Source organism: Pseudomonas abyssi, assembly GCF_002307495.1.
Classification (GTDB): domain Bacteria; phylum Pseudomonadota; class Gammaproteobacteria; order Pseudomonadales; family Pseudomonadaceae; genus Halopseudomonas; species Halopseudomonas abyssi.
This window is the reverse complement of record NZ_NTMR01000024.1, coordinates 50,640-71,298: the sequence shown is the minus strand read 5'-3', so window position 1 is coordinate 71,298 and position 20,659 is coordinate 50,640. Positions and strand designations below refer to the sequence as shown.

The 20,659-nt window shown below is 64.6% G+C and carries 17 protein-coding genes; 2 read left to right on the top strand and 15 right to left on the bottom strand.

Annotated elements, in window-relative coordinates; translation table 11 throughout:
* The first annotated feature begins 101 nt into the window (after window positions 1-101).
* On the top strand, window positions 102-749 hold the full coding sequence (locus CNQ84_RS16470; protein WP_096005931.1) for a glycine-rich domain-containing protein: 648 nt from the start codon (window positions 102-104) through the stop codon (window positions 747-749).
* A 41-nt stretch (window positions 750-790) separates the two neighbouring features.
* Here the strand turns inward: CNQ84_RS16470 and dkgB are convergent, their stop codons facing one another.
* The 14 genes from dkgB to CNQ84_RS16400 all read right to left on the bottom strand — a co-directional run bounded on the left by dkgB (window position 791) and on the right by CNQ84_RS16400 (window position 18,229).
* Window positions 791-1,609 carry a 2,5-didehydrogluconate reductase DkgB gene (gene dkgB / locus CNQ84_RS16465; protein WP_096005930.1) on the bottom strand — a complete coding sequence of 273 codons (819 nt, stop codon included), beginning with the start codon at window positions 1,607-1,609 and terminating at the stop codon, window positions 791-793.
* Window positions 1,610-1,774: 165 nt separating this feature from the next.
* The gene (locus tag CNQ84_RS16460) at window positions 1,775-2,938 is read right to left on the bottom strand and encodes a response regulator (RefSeq protein ID WP_096005929.1); all 1,164 of its coding nucleotides are present in this window, start codon (window positions 2,936-2,938) and stop codon (window positions 1,775-1,777) included.
* The gene (locus CNQ84_RS16455) at window positions 2,935-4,560 is read right to left on the bottom strand and encodes a diguanylate cyclase (protein WP_096005928.1); all 1,626 of its coding nucleotides are present in this window, start codon (window positions 4,558-4,560) and stop codon (window positions 2,935-2,937) included. Before CNQ84_RS16455 ends, CNQ84_RS16460 begins: the two co-directional genes overlap by 4 nt.
* Window positions 4,553-4,939: a response regulator gene (locus CNQ84_RS16450; protein ID WP_096005927.1), complete on the bottom strand. Its 387-nt coding sequence runs from the start codon at window positions 4,937-4,939 to the stop codon at window positions 4,553-4,555. The genes CNQ84_RS16455 and CNQ84_RS16450 overlap by 8 nt, the downstream gene beginning before the upstream one ends.
* 52 nt (window positions 4,940-4,991) lie before the next feature.
* Complete coding sequence (locus CNQ84_RS16445) at window positions 4,992-6,602, bottom strand: GAF domain-containing sensor histidine kinase (protein WP_096005926.1); 1,611 nt, start codon at window positions 6,600-6,602, stop codon at window positions 4,992-4,994.
* Window positions 6,603-6,623: 21 nt separating this feature from the next.
* Window positions 6,624-11,003: a PAS domain-containing protein gene (locus CNQ84_RS16440; RefSeq protein WP_096005925.1), complete on the bottom strand. Its 4,380-nt coding sequence runs from the start codon at window positions 11,001-11,003 to the stop codon at window positions 6,624-6,626.
* Between the two features lie 76 nt (window positions 11,004-11,079).
* Window positions 11,080-11,853, bottom strand: a complete 774-nt coding sequence (locus CNQ84_RS16435) for an SDR family NAD(P)-dependent oxidoreductase (protein ID WP_096005924.1) — start codon at window positions 11,851-11,853, stop codon at window positions 11,080-11,082.
* A 104-nt stretch (window positions 11,854-11,957) separates the two neighbouring features.
* Window positions 11,958-13,331, bottom strand: a complete 1,374-nt coding sequence (locus CNQ84_RS16430; protein WP_096005923.1) for an ATP-binding protein — start codon at window positions 13,329-13,331, stop codon at window positions 11,958-11,960.
* The gene (locus tag CNQ84_RS16425) at window positions 13,328-13,990 is read right to left on the bottom strand and encodes a response regulator (RefSeq protein ID WP_096005922.1); all 663 of its coding nucleotides are present in this window, start codon (window positions 13,988-13,990) and stop codon (window positions 13,328-13,330) included. Before CNQ84_RS16425 ends, CNQ84_RS16430 begins: the two co-directional genes overlap by 4 nt.
* 3 nt (window positions 13,991-13,993) lie before the next feature.
* Window positions 13,994-14,623 carry a tetratricopeptide repeat protein gene (locus tag CNQ84_RS16420; RefSeq protein ID WP_096005921.1) on the bottom strand — a complete coding sequence of 210 codons (630 nt, stop codon included), beginning with the start codon at window positions 14,621-14,623 and terminating at the stop codon, window positions 13,994-13,996.
* A 2-nt stretch (window positions 14,624-14,625) separates the two neighbouring features.
* Window positions 14,626-15,432 carry an SDR family oxidoreductase gene (locus tag CNQ84_RS16415; protein WP_096005920.1) on the bottom strand — a complete coding sequence of 269 codons (807 nt, stop codon included), beginning with the start codon at window positions 15,430-15,432 and terminating at the stop codon, window positions 14,626-14,628.
* Window positions 15,416-16,099 (bottom strand): iron-containing redox enzyme family protein, encoded by a 684-nt coding sequence (locus CNQ84_RS16410; RefSeq protein ID WP_096005919.1) that lies wholly within the window; start codon window positions 16,097-16,099, stop codon window positions 15,416-15,418. The genes CNQ84_RS16415 and CNQ84_RS16410 overlap by 17 nt, the downstream gene beginning before the upstream one ends.
* A complete protein-coding gene (locus CNQ84_RS16405) occupies window positions 16,096-17,556 on the bottom strand; it encodes an AMP-binding protein (RefSeq protein WP_096005918.1) in 1,461 nt (486 codons plus the stop codon). The genes CNQ84_RS16410 and CNQ84_RS16405 overlap by 4 nt, the downstream gene beginning before the upstream one ends.
* Complete coding sequence (locus CNQ84_RS16400) at window positions 17,543-18,229, bottom strand: thermostable hemolysin (protein ID WP_096005917.1); 687 nt, start codon at window positions 18,227-18,229, stop codon at window positions 17,543-17,545. Before CNQ84_RS16400 ends, CNQ84_RS16405 begins: the two co-directional genes overlap by 14 nt.
* A gap of 771 nt (window positions 18,230-19,000) precedes the next feature.
* Between CNQ84_RS16400 and gltS the strand changes: the two genes are divergently transcribed.
* Window positions 19,001-20,212, top strand: a complete 1,212-nt coding sequence (gene gltS / locus CNQ84_RS16395) for a sodium/glutamate symporter (protein WP_096005916.1) — start codon at window positions 19,001-19,003, stop codon at window positions 20,210-20,212.
* On the opposite strand, the gene CNQ84_RS16390 is transcribed toward gltS, so the two are convergent.
* Window positions 20,202-20,651 carry an OsmC family protein gene (locus CNQ84_RS16390; protein ID WP_096005915.1) on the bottom strand — a complete coding sequence of 150 codons (450 nt, stop codon included), beginning with the start codon at window positions 20,649-20,651 and terminating at the stop codon, window positions 20,202-20,204. The two genes, gltS and CNQ84_RS16390, sit on opposite strands and share 11 nt — an antisense overlap.
* Between the last annotated feature and the right edge of the window lie 8 nt (window positions 20,652-20,659).

The window sequence follows — 20,659 nt, the reverse complement described above, 5'->3', positions numbered from 1 at the left end:
TAAAGCCTCGGCCACCTTGTACCCTTGAGTAGCCAGAGCCGCTACAGGCTGCGTGCATCGGTTATGCTGCGGTCATCCTGTGGACAAGGACGGACCATTGTATGCGCGCTGACAACCTGATTCCCCTGGCACTGGCGGCGATTGTGCTGTTTGTGCTGTATATGGCCTACCGCAAGGCACGCCAGGCCCGACGCGAGCGGTTGATCGACAGCTACCGTTTTCCCGAATCAATTGCGGCGAAAGTCGGCAAGACCTATCCGCACCTGAACGACGCCGAGGTGATGCGGGTCATGCAGGGGCTGCGTGAGTATTTCCACCTGTGCAACATGGCCGGTCGGCGCATGGTCTCGATGCCATCCCAGGCCGTGGACGTCGCCTGGCACGAGTTCATCCTGTTTACCCGCAAGTACGAGCATTTCTGCGGCAAGGCGCTTGGCCGCTTCCTGCACCATACCCCGGCTGAAGCCATGCGCTCGCCCACCAGCGCCCAGGTCGGTATCAAGACGGCCTGGCGGCTGTCGTGCCTGCGTGAGGGCATGCAGCCGCGTGCGGCGCATCGTCTGCCGCTGCTGTTTGCCATTGATGCACAGTTGAACATTGCTGATGGCTTTCGCTACGCGCTTGATTGCAAGCGCTCGCCGGGTGATGACTATTGTGCGGGGCATATTGGCTGCAGCTCGGGCTGTGGCGGTGGCTGCGGTGGTGAGTCGTCAGGCGGGGATGGCGGTTGCGGCGGGGGCGGAGACTGACCTGTCTGCCCCCACCGGCAGGTGGGGGCAGCGTGCGGGGGTCAATCCCACTCGGGGGCGAAGTCCGGGTTGGCGATGCGCCCGCCCGCGTCCAGCCGGGCGATGAAGTTTAGGTCATCGGCGCTCAGGCGCACGCGCTCGGCTTCCAGGTTGCTCTCCAGATGCAGACGCTTGGTGGAGGACGGAATCACCGCGATGCCTTGCTGCATCAGCCAGGCCATGGCCACCTGAGGGGGTGTGGCGCCGTGCTCCTCGGCGATGCGGTCGAGGGTTTCATCCTGCATCACCTTGCCGACGGCCAGTGGCATGTAGGCGGTCAGGTGCAGGTTTTCTTCGCGGGCAAACTCGACCAGTTTGCGGTTCTGCAGGAAGGGGTGAATCTCCACCTGGTTGGTGGCGATGTTATCCGGCCCGACCAGCTCGAATGCTTCGTTGAGCAGGTCGATAGTGAAGTTGGATACCCCGGTCAGTCGTGTCAGGCCTTGCTCGCGGGCTTCCATCAACTGGTTCAGGTACACCTGCATGGGTACCGCGCCGCCGGGCGATGGCCAATGGATCAGGGTCAGATCCACCTGCTCCAATTGCAGTTTGTCCAGGCTCTCGCGCAGGCTGGGGATCAGCTTGCCCTCGGCGAAGTTGTCGGTCCAGATCTTGGTGGTGACGAACACCTCTTCACGGGGCAGGCCGCTATCGGCGATGGCGCGGCCCACGTCCTGCTCGTTGTCGTAGATCTGCGCGGTGTCGATATGCCGGTAGCCCAGCTTGAGCGCGGTGCGCACAGCGTTGTAGGCATCCTCGCCCTTGAGGCGAAAGGTGCCCAGGCCAATCGAAGGGATGCTGCTGTCAACGTCTGAATTCATCGTGCGGTCCTCTCGATGGTGAGGTTTGCGGCGCGGCCGTAATGCTGCTTCAGCCAATGAGGGCCGGCGCAGAGGCCAGCCAGCGCAGCCGGCGCGCCAATCAGGATGCTATGCAAGAGACCGGTATGAGCTCCAATAATTCCGCGGGACCAGGCGCTGCGCCATTTAGGCGTCAGCGGGCGGGATGTCGACAGCGGCTGTAGCGCTCAGCTTGATCAGTCTCCGCAATTGCTCAAGCTGGGCCGGCTCCGGGCTGGCAAAGCCGGTTTCCAGTGCGGCGATGCGCAGCAGGATGCGATCCTTGCGCAGGCCTGTGGCGGGGAGATGAAAGAGTGCGCCGGTCAGTTCGCGCAGCAGGAAGGGGAGCTGCTGCTGGATCTTGATGCTGTTGCCGAAGGCCGAGGCGTGCTGGTTGATCAGCTCACGCATGCTGGCCTCGTCGGCCTGCTGACCGTAGTTGAGAAAGTGCTGGATCGCGCTGATAACCGCCAGCTCACCCAAGCGGCTGCAGGTGAGGGTGGTGCGCAGCGCGCCGGCGGGTATTGTGCGTTCTGCGCCCAGCCGGGTTAGCGCCTCGCCGAGGCGTTGCTGTTGGCCAGCCAGGTCGCTCGCCAGTTGCTGCAGCAGCGGGTGCTCCAGCGCTATACGAGCCTGTGCCAGACGTTGCACCAGCTCGCGGCAGGCGGTCTGGCCCAGGCGCTCCCAGACATCCTCTGGGCTCAGGCAGGTGTCGCGTCCGCGCTCCAGCTGGCGATTGGCCCGGTTAAGAGCCACAACGGTGAGCAGCGGCTCGGCCTCAGCCAACTGGATAAAGCCGGCGCGGTCCAGTTTAGCAGCGCTGGCGGCGGCCTGCTGCTGGCGCGCTGGTGTGCTCCAGGCCAGGCGCAGGGGGCTCTGCAGACGGACCTGAAGAAAGCTCGGCAGATCGCCAATGCTGGCCATGCCGGCGGTTGCCGTCAGCTCGGTCTCGGTGCTGAACAGGCGCGCGAGGCGGCCGCGCAGGTTATCGACTTTGAATGGCTTGGCGATGAACTCGGTTATGCCCGCAGCGCGGGCGTCCAGCACCAGCTGGCGACTGATGTTGGCGGTGGTCAGCAGCCTCAGGCTGGCGGGCGCCTTGCGCGCCAGCGTACGCACGACATCCAGCCCGCTGCCGTCTGGCAGGTTGAGGTCGGCGATCAGCAGATCCGGGGTGGTATCGCGCAGATAGTTGTGTGCTGCGACGGCGCTGGCGAACAGGGTTACATCCGTGTTGGCATCCAGGTCGCGAATCACCAGGCTGAACAGCTCGGCAATCCAGGGGTCATCCTCGACAATCAATACCTTCAATCAGGCACTCCGTCGTCACGACACAGCCGATTCCGGCCGCTCTGTTTGGCTCGGTAAAGCGCGCGGTCGGCGCGCTCAAGCAGCTCTTCGTCGGCCCAGGCGTCTGCCTCACAGGCACTGATGCCGGCGCTGAAACTGCAGTGAAATTGCTGCCCGCCCGAGGAAAACTGCAGCGCGTTGAAGGCCTCGCGAATGCTTTCGAGCAACTGGGTCGCATCTTTGCTGCTGCAGCCGGGCAGCACGGCAACAAACTCTTCGCCGCCGTAGCGGCCCAGTCGGTCGACCTTGCGCAGACGCTGGCGCAGCATGTTGGAGAGCGCGCGAATGACGTTGTCGCCGCAGGCATGCCCGTAGCTGTCGTTGACGTTCTTGAAGTGGTCGATATCGATCATCGCGACGCTGACCGGTGCCTGGGAGCGCTTGGCGCGCTCCGCCTCCAGCTCCAGTTGCTCCTTGATATCGGCGTGCTTGAGCAGGCCGGTCAGGCTGTCGCGGGCGAGCGCGTCGCTGACCATCCGTGCGCGCTGGGCGCGGGCGTAGACCGTGGTCAGCAGGGTGCTGTCGCTGATCGGCTTGGTGATAAAGTCATCGCCGGCCTTGAGCAGGGCCGACATCTGGCGCTCGGCATTGGTTTCGGCAGACAGGTAGACAATCGGCACCCGCAGCCAGTCATCGTCCAGACGGATCACCTGGGCCAGCTCCGGGCCGCTGTACTCGGGCATGTTCAGGTCCATCAGCACGACTTCAGGGATGAACTTGTGCATCTTGTCCAGTAGCAGGTTGGCGTCGGAGACGGTGTCTACCCGGATACCGGCGTTGCTGAGCACCAGCTGGTAGCGGGCGGTCAGTTCGGTATCGTCGTCGACAATGAGTACGCGGAAAGGGCCGCCCTGCTGGCTGCTGAAGTCGCGTTCCAGCCGTCGCTCCAGCAGTGGCAGGTCGACCGGCTTGGTGAAGAATCCCACTGCACCGGCGCGCACCGCCTGCAGCCGGCTGCTGAAGGTGTCGAGGGAGCTGATGATCAGCAGCGGCGGCAGTTGCCCGGGCGCCTGCTGGAATACCGGGTGTTCGAGTAGCCGGTTGCCGGGCGGGCTGGTATCGATGATCAGTGCATCCAGAGAGGGGGCGGCCTGTACGGCAGCCGGCGTGGCGAAAGGGATGACCTGGTAGCCGAAGCTGTCCAGCGTCTGCGCCATCTGGCGGGCCAGTCCGGCGTCCTCGATCAATAAGCCGATGCGCCGATGCCGATCGTCGTCGGGGCTACCGGCGTCCAGCTGCTGGGGCTGTGCCTCGCGCTGTTCGCTGCGCTGCAGCAGCGGGCGCAGCTGCGCACCCGCTTTGGTCAGCGCGATGAGGGCCTGGGGGTCGAGGCAGGTAGCCTCGAGCTGCTGCTGGGCTTGCTCTTCGAGGTCTCGGGCCAAGACGCCCAGCTCGACATAGCCGAAGGTGCCGGCCGAGCCGGCCAGCTTGTGCAGTCGGTCACGCAGGTTAGGCAGGGCATCGGGGTTTTGCTGTAGTTGGGCACTTAGTGCGTCCAGGGTATCCAGCTCGTCGTCGAGTCGCTGTCGAAAGCGCGCCTCAATGGCGTCTAGCTGCGTTTGCAGCTGAGGGGTATCAGGCATGCTGCTGCTCCCAGATTTCTCGTACCTGCTCAGACAGGGTCATCGGATCAAATGGCTTGATAATGACGCCTGCTGCGCCGAGCGCCCGATAGGCGGTGACTTCCTGGGTTTGCGCCTTGGCGGTCATGAAGATCACCGGTATGCCTTCCATGATCGGCAGTTTACGTAATTCTGTCAGGGTTTGCGGGCCGTCCATGCCAGGCATCATCACGTCCAGCAGGACCAGCTGCGGCGCGAAGCTGTCGGCGGCGGCAACACCGGCGGCGCCGGAATCGCAGCTGCGCACGGTGAAGCCGCCAACGACTTCCAGGGCGACGCGGGCGACCTCCTGGATGGATGGGTCGTCTTCGATATGCATGATGCGTTCAAGTGCGGTCATCTAATGCCTGTCTCCTGAATGTGGATTGTTGGCCATGCTGGGGTGTTGCGCCTCACAGCACGGCCCGGCTCAAGGGCAGGCGGAACCAGAAACACGACCCTGCCCCTTCACGCGAACGGACACCGACTTGTCCGTCCATGCGTTCCACCAGTTCCTTGCAGATTGCCAGCCCCAACCCGGTTCCGCCACGCTGGCGTGCATTGCTGTTGTCCAGCTGGATAAACTTGTTGAACAGCAGGGGCTGTTGTTCTTCGGCGATACCGATGCCCTGATCGACGACCTGCACCTCAACCTCGTCACCCTCGATGAGCAGCTGGACCTGAATCAGCCCGCCGGCATGGGAAAATTTGGCCGCATTGGACAGGTAGTTACTGAGCACCTGCTGCAAACGTCGTTCATCGACGCGCACTATGGGGTCGGCGGCACCCGACTCCAGTTGCCAGCTTACCTGATAGCGCCTGGCGTAGGGCTGATTGATCTCCAGCGCGTTCTGCACAATCGGGCGCAGCAGCTGCGGCTTCAGCTGCAGGTCTAACTGGCCTGCTTCGAGCTTTTCCATGTCCAGCAGGTCGTTGATCAGCTCGCCCAGGCGCTGACTGTTCTCCTGGGCGATACGCAGCAGGCGCTCACTGGTCGGAGGTAGGTTGCCGATGGCGCCACTGCGCAGCAGGCCGATGGCACCATTGATAGCGGTCAAAGGGGTGCGCAGTTCATGGCTGACGGTAGCCAGAAACTCACTTTTCAGGTTGCTGGCCCGGCGGATTTCCGTGATGTCGTGCATCACTACGATAGCGGCACCGGGGCCACCGTGCTCGGGGTACAGTTGGCCGCCGCTGCATAACACCTGGCGCAGCGGCTGACCGACGGCGGCGATGCTGATCTCGGTATTCTCGACCGCTTCGCCGCGCCAGGCGCGCAACAGCGGAATGGCCTCGATAGCCAAAGGCGTCTGGCCGTCTGGCTCATACAGGTCGTAGTAAAGGCCCCACTCGCTGGCGGGTATTTTCATCACATCGGTGCCGTGCCAGAGCCGCGCGGTGTTGTTGAACAGGGTCAGTTCTCCAGTGTCGTTGCAGGCCACGACGCCTGCGGTGATTGAGTCGAGCAGGCGCTGGTTGAGCGCCTGCTGGTGCTCCAGCTCGGTAGCGCGTTGTTCGCTTTCCAGCAGGCTGATGCGCAGCTGCAGTTGAAGCTCGGCGGTGCGTGCCAGGCGGCGCAGGGTGTCCTGCTGGACCTCGGACAGCTCACGCGGGACGCGGTCGATGACGCATAGGGTGCCGACCAGCTCGCCGTCCGGGCTGGCGATCGGCATACCGGCGTAAAAGCGGATGTTGGGCTCGCCGGTGACCAGCGGATTGTCGCAAAACCGCTCATCCCGGGCGGCGTCGGGCACCTCGAACAGCTCGTGTGCCTGAATGGCATGGGCGCAGAATGCCAGCTCGCGGGGTGTCTGTTCGGCCGCCAGACCGACGCGGCTCTTGAACCACTGGCGCTGATCATCGACCAGCGACACCAGTGCAATGGGCGTGTCGAGCCAGCGCGCGGCCAGCCCGGTCAGGTCGTCAAACGCCTGCTCGCTGGGTGTATCCAGAATCTGCAGCCGCGCCAAGGCTTCCAGCCGTCGTGCTTCCCTGTATTCTGCGGTGTTTTGGTGGTCGCTCACGTAGACTCCTTGGCTTGCCCGTCAGTGTAGCTGCCGCAGGTCGTCTGCGGCGACATCGGCCAGGGGCAGGCGGATCCAGAAACGCGAGCCGACACGGGCGGTTGATACAAAACCGACATCGCCGCCCATGCGGCGAGCCAGCTCGCGGCTGATGGCCAGCCCGAGGCCGGAGCCGGAGCGCTTGCGCGTGTTGGAGCTGTCGACCTGGAAAAACTTGTCAAAGATCCGCGGCTGCTCCTGCTCGGGTATGCCGATACCCCGGTCCTCCACGCTGATCTCTACCCAGCCGTTCTCTGCCACGGCGCTCAGGGTGATGGCGTCGCCGGCATTGGAGAACTTGGCCGCATTGGACAGGTAGTTGGCCAGCACCTGCCCCAGGCGCTGCGCATCCACGTTGACCTCGACCGCGTCCACACGTCCAAGCTCTTGCTGTACGTTGTATTGAGCAGCATAGCTTTGGTTCAGCTGCAGTGCCTGTTGCAGCAGGGGCTCGAGGGGCTGGCGGACAAGCTCAATCTGCAGCTTGCCGGCGTTCAGTTTGTCCATGTCCAGCAGGTCGTTGATCAACCGGTGCAGGTTTTCGCTGTTTTGCACGGCGATGTCCAGCAGACCCTGCATGCTCTCGGGTACCTGACCCAGTGCGCCGCCGTGGAGCAATCTGAGGGAGCCGATGATGGCGGTCAGCGGTGTGCGCAGTTCATGGCTGACGGTCGACACAAACTGGCTCTTCATTTGCTCCACCCGGGCCTGCTCGGTGGCGTCCCAGATAAAGCCGTCAAACCCTCGCAGCTGGCCGTCGGCGGCAAACTCGCCGCGCCCCTTCTCGCGCACCTGAACCTGGTGGCCGTCGGCGTGGATAAGTCGGTAACTGAGTTCAAAGTTGGGGTTGTCCGGCGTCACTGCCAGGCACTGCAGAGTGAGAGGCAGGTCCTCGGGGACAATAATGCTGGCGTAGCTGCGCCGGGCGTTGTTGATAAAGTCGCTTGCGGGGTAGCCGCTGATACGCTCGATTTCCTGGCTCATGTAGGACATGGTCCAGTTCTCGTTGGCGTGACAACGATAGACCGCGCCAGGCAGGTTGCTGACCATGCCACGATAGCGTGACTCGCTGTTTGCCAGCGCCCGGCTGGTATAGATCAGCTCGGTGATATCGCTGGCCATGCCGAGAAAGCCGATCAACTGGCCGTTGTCGTCGGCAATGCGGGTGACCGTCAGGCGCACCTGGCGTTCACGGCCGTCCTTGCGCACATAGGTCCAGGCGCGTACATCGGACTTGCCCTGGCGAGGCTCGTGCAGAAAGATTTCCAGGCCTTCGATCGGCTGTCCGCTGCTGGCGCTGAGCTGACTGCTGCGTGCGGCTAACTCGCTTGGCAGATGGAACTGCATTGGCGTGGCGCTGCCGACTACCTCCTTGCTGCTGTAGCCCAGCAGCCGCTGTGCACCACTGTTGAACAGGGTAATCAGGCCGTCCGGGTCGGTGGCGATAATGGCCACTTCGGTGGATGCGTTGATCACGGCGCTCAGATAGGTACGTGCTTCGCGCACCTCTTCGCTGGCGCGCACTTCGGCGCTGACGTCGCTGTGAATGCCGCTCATGGCCAGGGCGCGTCCTGCCGCGTCCCGTTCGGTCACCTGGCCCTGACTCTGTACCCAGATCCAGCGGCCATCGCGATGCCGTGCGCGGCACAGGTAGCTCAGGTGGTCACTGCCACCGCGCAGGTGGTCGTACAGCTGCGCGCGGATGCTTGGCACATCGTTCGGGTGCATCAGGTTGGTCCAGGTGTCGATAGACAGCGGTGCCAACTCCTCGGGCGAATAGCCGAGCATCTGGTACCAGCGCAGGCTGGCTTCTAACGTGTTGTCGTCCAGGCGCCATTCCCAAGTGCCGACATGGGTGGCATCAATGATCCGCGCCAGCCGCGCGCGCTCCTCGTTCAGCCGCTGTTCGATCTGCTTGCGCTCGCTGATGTCGGCGATAAACCCGTGCCAGACCAGGTCGCCATTCTCCAGTGGCTCCGGGCTGGCGTAGCCGGCCACCCAGATCTCGCCCAGCCTGGGGTGGCGCACACGGTACTCGGAACGCCATTCGGAACGTTCGACACTGGAGCGCTGGATATCTGCCTGCACTTGCGACTGGTCGTCGGGGTGGATCAGGTCAATCGCCGGTTGCGCGTCCAGTGCGGCCTGCTCGGGCGTCAGGTCATAGATATTGGCGATGCCCGCACTGGCGTACGGAAACCAACTGTGTCCGCTGCTATCGACCTGATACTGATAGACCATGCCGGGCAGGTGCAGGGTCAGCTTGTGGAAGCGCTGCAACAGCGCCTCGCGTTGCTGCTGGGCGGCAGCCTGCTCCAGCAGGCCGGCGCACCAGCGCCCGCACAGGCGGACAAAGTCGGTATCGGCTTCATCAAAGCGCTGGGCACGCGGGCTGGCGCTGGAAAAGTTGAGTGTGCCAAAGCGCTGGCCACCAACGATCAGGGCCACGCCGATATAGCTTTCCAGGCCGAACTGGCTATAGCAGGGGTGGCCGCTAAAACGCGACTGGCCCATACGGTCGATGGCCAGCACGTCGCTGGCTTGCCAGGTCAGGCTGCAATAGGTCTGTTCAACGTCGAACAGGGTGCCGACGGGCGGTGCGTCTTCGCTGCTGCTGGCGGCCTCGACGCGATAGCGGTCGTCATGAATGTGGCTGACCAAGCCGAGGTCCAGGCGCAGATAGTCACAGCCCAGATCCAGCAGCTGCACCAGCCGTTGCTGCAAGCTCAGACCCGGGTCGGCGGCCAGCCGGTTGAGCTGCCGCAGTGCCTGACGCTGGCGTTCGAGGCGCTGGTGCATCGCCTCGTTGTCCTGCTGCTGGCGCTGGGCGTGCAGCAGTTGGCCGAGTGCTGTCTGCAGCGGGGCAAGAAAACTGCGTAGCGCCGGGTCTCTGGGGTGCTCGCCGCCGGACAGCAGCAGCACCCCCAGCTGCCGACCGGCGAAGATCAGCGGCAGCATCAGGCTCCTGGGGGCGCCTTTGTCCGGGTTGGCGGTGGTCTGCTCGGGGTGAGCGTCGCGCAGCACCCGTTGCAGGCCGGGCTGCAGCGCTTCGGGCAGGGGCTCGCTGCTGGTGCTGCTCAGCGTGTGCAGGCGCTGGTTGCCGTCGCCGTCTGGCTGCGGTTGCAGAAAGTCGGCGCGGGTAAAGTGGGTCAGGGCGAGAATCTGTTCCAGCAGGTGCTGCAGCCCGTTGCCGAAGTCATTCTGCTGGATGTAGTCCGACTGGGAGCGGCTGATGATCTCCAGCAGGCGGCGATCGCGCTCGCGGCGCTGACTTTGCGCATCGATGGCCTCAGCGTGCTGGGCCATTTGCCGCCGGGCAGTGTTGCGACTGTAGAGCAACAGCAGGGTGAACAGGGTTATGGCGACCAGCCAGGCCAGCAGCCACTTGCCGGCCTGGCGCAGCAAGGCGTTGCGGTGGTCGGCGTAGGCGTCGCTGATGTCGCGCCACAGCAGCACAGCGGCGTCGTCGAGTCCGGCACTGGGTTCAACCCGGTACGCGGCCCGTGGCAACAGGTCGGCCAGCCAGACGCGATCATCGTGCCTGAACAGTTGTGGGCCGTTGGCGCCGTTCAGGGCCTGGGCGGCCCGGCGCAGAACATCGAGCTTGACTGGCCCGGGGCTGTCGGCCAGCAGCCAGCGGTCAGCTTGCACGCTGGGCAGCGTGCTGGCGAGCTTGTCGGCGGGTCGCACCAGCAGTGCCAGGGCCTGTTGGCCATCGTCACGGTGCTGGGCAAAGACCGAAAAGCCGACCTGCAAGGTGGCGATCACCCGGCTGTTGGGTGCCTGGCTGGCAAACACCGGGACCACTGCGCTCTCGCTGGCTCCTTCTGGATAGAGCGCCAAGCCGTCGACTGTCGCGCCCTCTTGCTGGCTGCGGCGCAGCAATGAACGCCGGGCGTCCTGCGGGTCGGCCCAACGCTCCGGGCGCTGCATGCGCAGCAGCGCCACGCCATCGGGTGCCAGGTGAATCTGCAGTTCCTTGGCACCGGCCTGCTGCAGTAGTTGCCAGAAGCCGCCCAGGTCGTCTTGCAACTGGCTGCGCAGGCGCGCAACTTCCGGATCTTGCAGGCCATGCAGTCTGACCAGATAGCTGATGCGGCGCAGCAGACGAAGGGTGTCCGGGTCCTCGCTGAGACTGAAAGCGGCGATGCGAGCCTGCAGGCGCAGGGATTGCTGTTCCTGCTGCAGGTCACGCAGTGCCGCTTCGGCCCGGCCGTATTGCTGCGCGCGCCAGGTACGGTCGCGTTCCTGCCAGGCACTGATACCCAGGTAGAGAAAACACAGCGTCAACAGCAGCATGCCCAAGGGCAGGGCAATGCGTCCGTTGCGGGTGTGCTCGGGTGTGGTCATGGGTGCTGTCATCTGGACTCGCTGGCAGAAGCTGCACCCTTGACCATAGCGGTTTGGTCGGCTGTGAGCCAGCCGCCGGCGGGGCTTTTCAGAGGCTGTTGTTTACGTGGCCGCCATCGACGTTGATGATGGTGCCGGTCATGAAGGAGCCCGCCTCGCTGGCGAGCAGCAGCAGCGGGCCATCGAGTTCGTCGAGCTGCCCCAGGCGGCCCATCGGGACCTTGCTGCGCACGTAGGTCTGGCCATGCTCGGTATCGAAGTAGTCAGAATTCATTTCGGTGCGGAAGTAGCCGGGGGCAATGGCGTTGACGCGGATACCGTTCTTCGCCAGTTCCATCGCCATGGCCTTGGTCAATTGCACCACACCGGCCTTGGCGACGGCATAGTGGGCCAGGGCCTTGCCGACGCGCAGGCCGAGAATCGAGGCAATGTTGATCACGCTGCCGCCCTGGCCGCTGCCGGCCATCGCCTTGCAGCCGCGATGGGCGACGCGCCAGGCACCGTCGAGGTTGGTGTCGAGCATGCTGCGCCAGTTGCCTTCGTCCATGTTCAGGAAGGGCACCGGATCGCCAATCCCGGCGTTGTTAACCAGAATGTCGCACACGCCGAAGGCCTGCTCGGCAGCGCTGAAGCCGGCGTCGACGCTGTCGGCGTCGGTTACGTCCATGGTGACCGCCATCGCCTCATGCCCCTGTTGCTTGAGCTCGTCCACCAGCGCGGACAGGCGATCGGCGCGGCGGGCGGCCAGCACCACGCGTGCGCCAGCGGCAGCCAGTACGCGGGCGAAGTGGGCACCGAGACCGCTGGAGGCGCCGGTAATCAGGGCGGTTTTGCCGGTCAGGTCGAAGCGCGAGGTGGTCATGGGTCGGATCTCCTGTTGTTATTGGGCTGCTGTTCAAGTGCGCAGGAGTATCGGCCAAGTGGCCGCCGCACGCCAGTGCGCAGCGCCTGGGTGATGATGCGCAATCAACCGGTCGCAGGCAGCTCGATGGGCAGGCTGATCTGCACCAGCAGGCCGCCGAGTGGACTGTCACCGAGTAACAGACTGCCCTGGTGGCGCTCGATGATGCGCTGCACGATGGACAGGCCAAGCCCGGCGCCCTGGCTGTTGCCCTGGGTGTGGAAGCGCTCCAGCAGGCGCTCGCGGTCACCCTTGGGTACGCCGTCACCGCTGTCTTCGACCCGCAAGAGCAACTGATCGGCTCGGCGTTGCAGGCTGACCAGCACCCGGCCACCGTCCGGCGCGTGCTGGATGGCATTGCCGACCAGATTTTGCAGCAGCATGCCGAGGCTGCCCGGCTCCATCTCCACCTGTGCCGGCAAGCCGCTGTCGCTGATCAGCTCCAGCTCCTGATTGCGCCGCAACGCCAGCGGCAGCAGTTCGGCGACTTCATCGCGGCAGCTTTCCAGCAAGGCGACCGGGCTGCGCTGGCGCTGCTGATCATCGGCCAGCCGGGCGAGTGTCAGCATTTGCGAGATCAGTCGGGTGGCCCGTTCGACGCCCTGGCGCAGATGCTGTAGCGCCTGCTCGCGTTCGCCCGGGTCAGTGGCCTGCATGGCGTTTTCGGCGTGTATTTTCAGTACCGCCAGCGGGGTACGCAGCTCATGGGCGGCATCGGCGATAAAGCGCTGCTCGCGGGCCAGTAACTGGTGCAGCTGCTCCAGCATGCGATTCAGCGCGGCCTGCACCGGTTCCAGCTCGCTGGGCAGATCACTGAGCACGATGGGTTGCAGGCTGTTGGGTTCGCGCAGGCGGATCAGCCGCGCCAGCTCGTCCAGCGGCTTGAGCCCGGAGCCGATGGCAAACCACACCAGCAGCACCATCAGCGGAATACCCAGCAGGTCTGGCACCAGCGTGCCGCGCACGATCTTGTCGACCAGCTCGCCGCGTACATCACTGCGCTCGCCCACCCAGACCGCCAGCCCACTCTCGTGGGAGTCGAGCACGTAGCCACGCCATTGGCGGTTGTCTTGCTGCAGATCGGCAAAGCCCGGCTGCCAGTCGGCGTCGGTCAGCGGTGGCACGTTGAACGATCGGGCGATCACGGTGCCGCTGGCGTTGCGCACCTGAAAGGCCAGTTTGCTCTCATAGCGGTGGCCGAGCTTGGGGTGCTCGCCGGTGGTTTCCAGCAGTGCCTGGGCCAGTTGTTCAGTCGACATCTGCCCTTGCGATGCGCCAAGCAGGCCGATCAGTACCCGCGCGCTTTGCCCCAGCTGAGCGTCAAACAGCTCTTCGACCTCGTGGGTAGAGTCGTGGTGGCTGGCCCAGCCCATGATCAGGGTGCCGATGACCAGCAGGCCGAGCACGCGGATCAGAATGCGTTTGCGGATGGATTTCATGCGTCGCGCTCTATCATGTAGCCGACCCCGCGCAGGGTGCGGATCAGGCCGCTGAACAGCTTGCGCCGCAGGTGGTGGATATGGACTTCCAGGGTGTTGCTGTCGACTTCCTCATTCCAGCCGTAGAGCGCCTGCTCCAGCCGATCACGGGTCAGCACCCGGTCCGGCTGGGCCATGAGTTCATGCAGCAGGATGAACTCCTTGCGCGACAGATTGACGTTGCGGCCTTCGAAGCTGACCTGCTGGCGTTGCGGGTCGAGGGTGACGCCGCGCAGCTGGATCAGCGGCTCGGCGCGCCCGGCGCTGCGCCGCAGCAGGGCACGGATGCGGGCCTTCAGTTCGGCGCTGTCGAACGGCTTGATCAGGTAATCGTCGGCGCCGGCATCCAGGCCGGCAATGCGGTCCTGCACGCCATCGCGGGCGGTCAGCACCAGTACCGGCACGGCCTGATGACGGTCGCGCAGCTCGCGCAGCACCTGCAGGCCGTCCATCCGCGGCAGGCCCAGATCCAGAATGGCCAGATCAAAGGGCTCGCTGCTCAGGGCATGCAGTGCGCTGGCGCCGTCCTGCAGCCAGTCGAGGGTATAGCCCTCGCCCTTGAGCGAGGTAAGAATGCCCTCGGCGAGGGAGCTATCGTCTTCAACCAGCAGCAGTCGCATGGGTTACCTGTTGGCGATCTTGTCCAATCGTGCGCGGATCTCGGCCTGACGGCCCTGATCGGCCAGCGGACGGTCCGGGCGCGGGGCAGCGGCTTGGGCCTTGAGCAGCGCGGCGCGGGCTTCAGCATAGCGCTTCTGATCGATCAGGTAATCGCCCCAGAAGTAATTGCTGTCGATGCCGTCCGGATTCAGTGCCAGCGCCTGCTTCAGCAGCGCCTCGGCCTGCTCGTCGTCGCCAAAGCCGATCGGCCAGCCCGGCACCTGATAGTAGAGCGCACCCAGACTGGTGTAGGCCGACCCCTGCAGGGCCTGCGGGTCAACTCGCAGGGCGTGTTCGAGCAGGCTCTTGGCCTCCTTGACCTTGCCCAGCGCACCCAGGCCGCCGTCGGCGCCGGCCCAACTGCTGAGAATGATGCCGCGCCAGATCAGCAGCGGGGCGTCATCGGGCTCCTGTGCCAGCGCCTGCTCGGCTTCGGCGGCCAGGGCTTCGAAGGCGTCCGCCTTCTGGTCTTCCGGCAGCTGGTACTGAATTTCCGCCCAGCGTTGCTGCAGCGGAGCGATATCGGCGGCAAGGATGTTCAGGCTGAAGCCGGCCAGCAGGCCGGCAACGAGATAACGAATCCAGATGGACATGATCAGTGCTCCTTGGTGTGGGCAGCGGGGGTGGCGTAGTGCTGGATGGTTGGCAGTTGGCGACGCAGGGCCTTGTCGACCAGCCGCGGCAGAATCCCGTTCAGGCGCACGAACAGGCGCTCGGGAAAGCCCAGATGCACCTCGCGCAGATCGGCATCCAGCGCCTGAACCAATCGCTCGGCGACCAGCTCGGGGCTGTCCATGTTGACCTGCAGTTCGGCGTTCATCGCCTCGACCGCCGCGTTATTCATCTCGGTGCGGGTCGCCCGCGGCGCTAGGTAAAGAACGCCGACATTGGTATCGGCCAGCTCGCGGCGCAGTGCTTCGGAGAAGCCGCGCAGGGCGAACTTGGTCGCGCAGTAGACGCTGAAGCCGGGGTAGCCGATCGAGCCGAAGGTCGAGCCGATATTGACCACGCAGCTCTGCGGCTGGCTGCGCAGCAGCGGCAGCAGGCCGTGGGTGAGCTGCAGGGTGGCGGTCAGGTTGGTCTCGATCAGATCATTGATGGCCTGCTCCTGCATGTTCTCGAACAGGCCGAAGTGGTTGATGCCGGCGGCGTTGATCAGCAGGTTGATGTCTCCCATCTGCTGCGCCCGGCGCAGCACGCTGGCGCGGTCGGCCGGCTGACGCAGATCGGCCTGCAGACAGCTGACCTGGGACGGATTGCGCTCCACCAGGGCCTGCAGGGCCTTATCTTGTCGGCCGACCACCAGCACCTGCGCCCCGCGCGCGCAGAGCGCGGCTACGATGGCGCGGCCCATGCCGCCGGTGGCGCCGGTCAGCAGTACACGACTAGCCGACAGCTGCATGGCGCACCTCCTCCTCGACCGAGCCCGGCAGGCTGCGGAACATGTCGGCATAGAGCCGGTAGATCACCTTGGCGGTGTGCAGCACGGCGGTGCGGTCGGCGTCGTTGTCGATGCGGTTGACCAGTTGCTCGAAGAACTTCATGTGCTCCAGATCCAGCGAGCCGTGCGAGGTCAGGTAGCTGAATGCCAGCGGCGGTAGGCCGAGGCCTTCCTTGAGGCTGCCGGCGGCCTGGGTGGCCAGCGCGATGCTGGTGCCTTCGAGCACGAACACCATGCCCAGCATGGACATGGGATTCAGCCGGTTGATGCGGTCGTACATGGTGCTGACCATCAGTTCGGTGGCCAGCGCCGGCGTGCTGTGGCGGACCGCCTCGGCGTCGCCACCGCAGGCGCGGATGTCGTTGAGAATCCACTCCTGATGGCCGATTTCCTCCTCGATGTACTCGGCCATGGCCTCGCGCACCCATTCGTGGTCGCTGTCCAGCCTGGCGCCGCAGGCCATCAGCAGCGGCACGGTGTGACGCACGTGATGGAAGGCCTGGGCCAGAAACGCGATGTAGCTGTGGCGTTGTACCTCGCCGCGCAGGGCGGCCTGGATCAGCGGTGAGCTGAACAGGTATTCGCGTTCGTTTACGGTTTCGCTTTGCAGTTGTTCAAAGAAAGTCATAGTGCAATGTCCTCGGTCAGCAGGCCCAGCAGGGCCGCACGGTAGTGTTCAATGATCTGCTCACGACGCAGGCGACCATTGCTGGTCAGCAGGCCGTTGTCGGGGGTAAAGGGTTCGCGGGCGGTCAGCCAGGGGCCGATGCGGGCGTAGTCGGGCAGGCGACTGTTGGCCTGGGCGATCGCCTCTTCGATATCGGTTACGCGGAAGGCCGGGCTGCGTGGCACGATCAGTGCCACGTTGACCGGCAGCGCCTCGCCGTACACCAGCACCTGGGCAATCGCCGGATGGGCGGCGACCTCGGCCTCGACCCATTCGGGATTGACGTTGCGGCCATAGGCGGTGATGAACTGGTTCTTCTTGCGGCCGAGAATGCTCAGGTAGCCATCCTCCAGCTTGCCGATATCACCGGTCGGCCACTCGTCGGCGGTCAGCGGCGGCTCGCCGAGATAGCCCAGCGCGCGGGCGCCGCGGACCAAGATCTCGCCGTCATCGGCAAGGCGAATCTGTACATGCGGCAGCGGCTGGCCGACGGTGCCCGGGCGGTTGTAGCCCGGACGATTGAGGCAGACCACCGACGCGCATTCGGACAGGCCATAGCCCTCGAACACCGGCAAGCCGTGTCTGGCTGCCCGCTCCAGCAATGATGGTGCAACCCGGCCACCGCCGACAGCAACAAAGCGCAGGCTGCGCGGCAGTGGCGCTCCGGCGTCGGCGGCCTGCAGCAGACCCTGCAGCAGCTGCGGCACCAGAATCAGACTGTGCGGCTGGCTCTGGTTCAGCACCGTCAGCAGCCGGGCCGGATTGATCTGCGCGCCCTGCAGGCCGGTGTCGGTCGGTACGCTGATGCTGGCGCCGTTGAGCAGCGCGGTGATGGCGCCCAGATTATCCAGCAGCACGGCCAGCGGCAGCAGAATCAGGTGCTGCTGCGGATCAACCGGCGAGCAGGCCTCACGCAGGCTGTCGGCGACCTGCAGCATGGCTTCGGCAGACAGACAGACGCCCTTGGGCGTCCCGGTGGTGCCGGAGGTAAAGGTGATCTTGGCGGTGCCGGCCGGGATGCCGACGCCCATCGGTGCCCGTTGCCAGCCCAGCGAAGTGGCGGCAAAGCCCTGTGCCAGCAGCTCGGCGCTGTCGTCGGCCATGCCCAGCACGGTGTCGACGCCGGCGCTGCGCAGCAGGTGCTCGCGCTGCTGACGGGTAAAGAACGGCGCAATCGGCACGCAGATCAGGCCGGCCTTGAGAATCGCCAGATCCCACAACAGCCACTCGCGACCGTTGGGCAGGGCCAGCGCCACGCAGCGGCAGCCGACCGCGCGCAGGTGCTCGGCCCGGCGCTGGATCTCGGCGGGCAGCTCGGCGTAGCTGATGCTGCCCTGCTCGTCGCTCAGCGCGAGCTTGTTGGGGCGCTCGGCCGCGAAACGGTCGAGGCTGTGCCAGAGCGTCTCAGGCGCAATCATTAGCGATCTCCAGGCCGGTTTGCAGGTAATCGGGTTGGTAGCGCATGCGCTCGAACAGGCCGCGGCGCTGCAGCTGGTTGAAGCCTTCGGGGATATAGCCGGCCATTACCCGGGGGCGGGTGGCGTAGTAGCTGCCCCACTCCAGGCGGGCTTCCCCCAGGCGCAGCGGGTCGGCCGGGCCCAGATCAATCGGGCTCAGGGTCAGGCGCTGGAAGCTGTTGAGCAGCATCGGTGTGCCGGTGAAGACCACCCAGGTGTACCCGCTGGTCGCCAGGTAGTGGGTCAGCGCGATGATCAGCAGGCGCCCGGCTCCGGGAGCCAGTGCGGCCAGATTGCCGACTTCCACCACCTGCTCGCGGTTTACCGGCAGGTCGGTGTGCTGACGAATGGCGTCGCACACCGGCTGATCCAGATAGTGTTCGAGAAACAGCGGGCCACTGGCGCCGCCGCGGATACCCACACCGGCCTGCAATGCGCCCTGCTGGCAAAGGCCGAGCAGCTCCGGCATGAACTGGCGGACGTTGGCGCCGTAGGTGTCGGCAAAACAATCGTGAACAAAGCTCTCCAGCCGCGACCGCAGCGTGCAGTCTGGGTGCTGGGGAGCGTGCAGCAGGGCGGCGTCATCGCCCAGGCGGGCGAGTTGTCGAGCCTGTGGAACCGGGGTCTGTGACATGGCCTTCCTCCTCATGTTGGGGAGGAGAATGGCGGGTGAATCTTAAGATCGGCTTAAGCGAATATTTTGCTGCGCGTTTTTGTTGGGTTTTGTGTGTGAGCGCCTTGTTTTCATCAGCACTCCCTGTGTTGGTCAGGTTCGCTTTTCGCCTTCGCGGCGAGCCAAGGGGGGCTGCTTGCCCAGCCCCCCAAGGGCAGTAATAGCCAATTCCACACGCCCTCTGCGAGTGCTCAAGCGTGCAGATGCAAGGCGCGATGTGCAGCCAATAGTGGTTCTATTGGCAAGCAGCGTAACGCAGCAGATGCATGCTTGAGCGCCCGCCCTGCGGGGCGTTCCGGCCGGGCTGCACTCTGCGTTGTGATTTCTCGACAGGTCTAGACATGCCTTCGAAACCACGCCTTGATTGCAGCCCGGCCGGAACGCCAGAGGGCATGTGGAGTTGACTATTACTGCCCCTCAATCCCCCCGGGGCACCCGGCTACGCGGCCCTTCGGGTTCGCTGCGTTGCTCGGTCTGACGGGGATGGGCGAAAACTCGTCGCTTTGCTCCTCAGACACCTCGCCCATCGTTTTCCCGTCAGCCCTGCGCTACTCGCCCGCGTAAACGGGAGTTGGTCCGTGCGCGCTTCACGTCTGGCTAACTAGAGCGCGCATCGCAGGGGCACGGCATGCCGTGCCCGTCTGCGTCTGGGAACCCAAGGGTTGAGCGCCTCCCTGTCCCTGCGTATATGCTTATCCCCTGCTGCCCCACGCCACCAACCCGAGACCTGTCATGGAACAGACTGCTCTGCTGATCAACACGCCAACGACCCTCGCGCTGACGGTGATTGCGCTGTGGCTGGGGTACTGGATCAACCAGCGGGTCAGTTTGCTCAGCCGTTACAACATCCCGGCTGCGGTCAGTGGCGGGTTGCCGATCAGTGCGCTGGTGGCGGTGATGCAGTTGCTGTCTGGTCGTGAAATTCAGTTCGATTTGGAGCTGCGCAACCTGTTGCTGATTGCCTTCTTCAGCACTATCGGGCTGTCGTCGCGGTTGCGTCAGTTGCTGGCCGGCGGGCGGGCGTTGGCGATTATGCTGGGGCTGGCTGTGGTGTTTCTGCTGTGTCAGAACCTGGTGGGTACGCTGTTGGCGCTGGGTCTGGGCGAAAGCCCTTTGGTGGGGCTGATTGGCGGCAGTATTTCGCTGGCCGGCGGCCACGGCACCGCACTCACATGGGGACAGTTGTTCGAGGAACACTTTCAGCTGGCTAACGCCAGCACCCTGGGGCTGGCAATGGCGACCGCCGGTTTGATCAGCGGAGGGCTGCTGGGCGGGCCGGTGGCGGCCTGGCTGATTCGTCGCCATCAACTGCTCAGCAGTCAGCCGGAGAGCGAGCTGCCGCACGTCGAGGCGCATGGCAAGACCACCTACATGATCGATCTGGATCACCTGCTCACGGCGGTGCTGCTGATTGCGCTGTGTTTTGCCCTGGGTGCCAGCGTTTACGACTGGCTATCCGGGCTAGGGCTGCGCCTGCCTGCGTTTCTGACTTCGATGCTCCTTGGCATTGTCCTAGCCAATGGTCTGGATCTGGCCGGCGTGGAGGTGGATGCACGGCCGATTCAGCTGGTCGGCGACCTCAGCCTGCAGCTGTTTCTCGGCATGAGTCTGATCAGCTTGCCGTTGTTGTCGCTGCAAGGCGCCTTTGGCTTTATCGGGGCGATGTTGCTGATTCAGGCGGTGGTCATCACGCTGTTTACCGTTTTTCTGGTCTTCCCGCTGCTGGGCCGCAATTACGACGCGGCCTGTATCAGCGCGGGGTTTATCGGCATGGGGCTGGGCGCCACGCCGGTCGGCATCGCCAATATGGATGCCTTGACCAGCCGCTACGGTCCCAGCCCCAAGGCCTATCTGGTGATCCCGCTGCTCGGTGCCTTCTTTATCGACATCGCCAACGCGACGCTGGTGCAGACGCTGCTCGAATTCAGGTTGTTCAGCTCTTGAGTACCTGACCGTCGCTGTCGAGCACGGTGAGCTTGATCGGCAGTGCCGCAGCAACGCTCTGCGAGACGGTGCAGAACTGCTCGAACTGATCAAGGATGCGGTCCAGCCGCTCGAAGCTGCCTGCCGGGTGGCCCAGATGCAGGGTGACCTCGACACCGACAACCCGCATGCGGTTCTGCTCGTTGCGGCCGATCAGGCCCACCGCCTCGGTAAGGATACCGTCATTGGGCTGGCGGAACTTGCCGAGGGCAAAGATCAGACTGTCACTCAGACAGTTGCCTAGTGCCGTGACCAGCAACTGCGCGGGGCTGGGACCCTGATTGCCGCCCAGCGGTGCGGGCTCGTCGGTGATCAGCGGCGGCGTGCCGTTGCTGAAGCGGGCTTCAAAGCGATAGCCCTGTTGTTGCTCAAGGGTGACTTCTACGCGGTCTTCACTCATCTGTGGCT

Bases quoted from the DNA above. Each gene is read 5' to 3' on its own strand.
- CNQ84_RS16430 (WP_096005923.1), bottom strand. From the start codon at position 13,331: ATGAAATCCATCCGCAAACGCATTCTGATCCGCGTGCTCGGCCTGCTG.
- CNQ84_RS16470 (WP_096005931.1), top strand. From the start codon at position 102: ATGCGCGCTGACAACCTGATTCCCCTGGCACTGGCGGCGATTGTGCTG.
- gltS (WP_096005916.1), top strand. From the start codon at position 19,001: ATGGAACAGACTGCTCTGCTGATCAACACGCCAACGACCCTCGCGCTG.
- dkgB (WP_096005930.1), bottom strand. From the start codon at position 1,609: ATGAATTCAGACGTTGACAGCAGCATCCCTTCGATTGGCCTGGGCACC.
- CNQ84_RS16405 (WP_096005918.1), bottom strand. From the start codon at position 17,556: ATGATTGCGCCTGAGACGCTCTGGCACAGCCTCGACCGTTTCGCGGCC.
- CNQ84_RS16425 (WP_096005922.1), bottom strand. From the start codon at position 13,990: ATGCGACTGCTGCTGGTTGAAGACGATAGCTCCCTCGCCGAGGGCATT.
- CNQ84_RS16420 (WP_096005921.1), bottom strand. From the start codon at position 14,623: ATGTCCATCTGGATTCGTTATCTCGTTGCCGGCCTGCTGGCCGGCTTC.
- CNQ84_RS16440 (WP_096005925.1), bottom strand. From the start codon at position 11,003: ATGACAGCACCCATGACCACACCCGAGCACACCCGCAACGGACGCATT.
- CNQ84_RS16455 (WP_096005928.1), bottom strand. From the start codon at position 4,560: ATGCCTGATACCCCTCAGCTGCAAACGCAGCTAGACGCCATTGAGGCG.
- CNQ84_RS16415 (WP_096005920.1), bottom strand. From the start codon at position 15,432: ATGCAGCTGTCGGCTAGTCGTGTACTGCTGACCGGCGCCACCGGCGGC.
- CNQ84_RS16435 (WP_096005924.1), bottom strand. From the start codon at position 11,853: ATGACCACCTCGCGCTTCGACCTGACCGGCAAAACCGCCCTGATTACC.
- CNQ84_RS16450 (WP_096005927.1), bottom strand. From the start codon at position 4,939: ATGACCGCACTTGAACGCATCATGCATATCGAAGACGACCCATCCATC.
- CNQ84_RS16410 (WP_096005919.1), bottom strand. From the start codon at position 16,099: ATGACTTTCTTTGAACAACTGCAAAGCGAAACCGTAAACGAACGCGAA.
- CNQ84_RS16400 (WP_096005917.1), bottom strand. From the start codon at position 18,229: ATGTCACAGACCCCGGTTCCACAGGCTCGACAACTCGCCCGCCTGGGC.
- CNQ84_RS16390 (WP_096005915.1), bottom strand. From the start codon at position 20,651: ATGAGTGAAGACCGCGTAGAAGTCACCCTTGAGCAACAACAGGGCTAT.